The 1,586-nt window shown below is 47.9% G+C and carries 2 protein-coding genes; both read left to right on the top strand.

Translation table 11 applies throughout. The features are described 5' to 3' along the window. Positions 1-191 precede the first annotated feature (191 nt). Entirely contained in the window at positions 192-596 is a 405-nt protein-coding gene (gene spxA, locus FD23_RS01450) for a transcriptional regulator SpxA (protein ID WP_025896570.1), read from the top strand. A gap of 103 nt (positions 597-699) precedes the next feature. Next, positions 700-1,449, top strand: a complete 750-nt coding sequence (locus FD23_RS01445) for an adaptor protein MecA (RefSeq protein ID WP_025896572.1) — start codon at positions 700-702, stop codon at positions 1,447-1,449. Positions 1,450-1,586: the final 137 nt, after the last annotated feature.

The raw sequence follows: 1,586 nt of genomic DNA, 5'->3' as shown, positions 1-1,586 counted from the left end.
TTTTTTGTGCTCTGATCCAGTGAAAACGATTTTTCTTACTGGATCGGAACAGTGTTCAATTTGATTTTACAATCGACGAATTTAAAAGAAAGCCAATTACCCCCTTCCTTTTTGTAAGTATCCATGCTAAACTATATAGTAAGCAACGAATGTGTGTTCATGCAATCTCATTTTAAAGGAGCGTGGTAACAATGGTAGATTTATATGTTTCTCCAAGCTGCACCTCATGCCGCAAGGCAAAGCAATGGCTTGAACAGCACAATATTCCCTACAAGGAAAGAAACATTATTTCAGATCCTTTGAACCGGGAAGAAATCATTCATGTTTTGAGAATGACTGAAGAAGGCACGGAAGAAATCGTGTCAACACGGTCGAAGGCTTTCCAAGAGCTGAATATCGACCTGGACGACATTTCAATGAATGAACTGATCGATTTGATTGAAAAGAACCCAAGCCTGCTGAGACGGCCAATTATTTTGGATGACCGCCGGATGCAGGTTGGCTATAATGAAGATGAAATCCGCCGCTTCCTGCCGCGTAGCGTGCGCCGGCTGGAAATAGCCCGGGCTAAGCGCCTGGCAGAACAGGATTTTTAATTTCAGAATAGAAAGTTGCAGGCGTTAGCTTCTAGAAGCTAACGCTTTTGCTTTGTTGGCTTTTTAGGTTACAATAACGGTACACATATAAGGAGGGATGAAGATGCGCGTTGAAAAGGTGAATGAGAACACGCTCCGCGTAAGCATGACCCGGGAGGATCTGAACCAGCGGGGCTTGAAGATCTTGGATTTACTCGGCAACCGGGAAAGAGTCCAGGAATTTTTCCTGTCAGTTCTCCGCGAAGTGGACGAGGACAATGACTTTGCCAGCGATGCGCCGGTGACTTTCCAGGTCATGCCCAACGATGGCGGGATCGATCTCTTGATTACCAAGATGAATGCAGGCAGCGACCTGCCGGAAGAAATGCGGCGCTTCTTTGATCCTGAAGCCAATGGGGTCGGAGACGATATGGCGGAAGCGGTTGAGGAAGATGACTGGGCCTTTTCCGACTTGAACCCGGCTGATGACGCTAACACTGAGATGGACCCGGTGATCATGCAGGACCTGGGCAACACCGATGATGAAGACTACGAGGACTACTGGAGTTACCAGGAGACCCATGTTTTAGTCTTTGACGATATCGATGACCTCCTGGCTTTGGCTGACAGCCTCAAGGTCAGTGACCTGGCGTCCAGCGTCTACTACTACAAGCAGCAGTTTTATCTCAAGCTGGCTTTTATGGACGAGAACTACGCGGAAATCAAGCCAGCTGATGCCTGGGCGATCGCCAATGAATTTGGCCGCCAGGTGTCCGCTGACGAATTCCAGCAGGCCCAAGCCCATGGCCAGTGCCTCTTCCAGCAGGACGCGCTGGGAGCTTTGCGCCGGCAGTTTGCCAGCAAGCGGGCTTAAGAATCCAGATGATAATTTAAGGACTCCTTCGGGGGTCCTTTTATTTTCTACTCTAAGTCAAGTGTTATCAACGATTTTAGGCAATTTTATTTTGAAATAAGGGCCTAATCGGGAAATGGTTCCCGGAGAATCGAGTT

The organism is Lactobacillus delbrueckii subsp. delbrueckii DSM 20074 = JCM 1012 (assembly GCF_001433875.1).
Taxonomy (GTDB): Bacteria; Bacillota; Bacilli; order Lactobacillales; family Lactobacillaceae; genus Lactobacillus; species Lactobacillus delbrueckii.
Note: the sequence above shows the minus strand (reverse complement) of the source record. Positions and strands in the feature narration are given on the sequence as shown.